This window comes from Ralstonia sp. VS2407 (assembly GCF_052950655.1).
On sequence record NZ_JBRFVG010000242.1, the window covers coordinates 1 to 472 of the forward strand.

Sequence of the window (472 nt, forward strand, 5' to 3'; positions counted from 1 at the left end):
GGCGAACTTCACCGCGTTGCCGACGAGGTTGGCCAGCAGCTGCTGGACGAGGTCGGGCGCAGCGTTCACCGCATGTGGCGCGTCGACCACGATCTTGGTGTCGGGGCGCGCGTGGGTCGAGACGACGTTGTCGATCAGCTCCGACAGCTCGATCCGCTCGGGGGACAGCTTTCCCTCGCGGACGACCGTGTAGTTGATCCAGCCCCCGATCACCCGTTCCATGCGAAGACTGGCTGCCTCGGCGCGACACAGCATGTGCTCGATGTCCTCGGTCCTCCCGGCCCGCGCAGCCTCCCGGGCGAGCTCCAGCCACCCGTGGAGGCCGGTCAGAGGGGTACGGAGGTCGTGGGAGACGATCCCGGCGAAGCGCGACAGCTCGTCCAGCCGCTGCCGTTGGCTGGTCACGTCGGTGAGGAGAACCAGGATCGCCGACTCGGGGAGCTCCCATGAGCAGACGTCCAGGATCCGACGG

The 472-nt window shown here is 68.2% G+C and carries 1 protein-coding gene; it reads right to left on the minus strand.

What is annotated here, in order from left to right; translation table 11 throughout:
* Positions 1-472 (minus strand): sensor histidine kinase (locus ACU8YE_RS24835; RefSeq protein ID WP_446930198.1); only part of this gene is annotated, 472 nt, incomplete at both ends.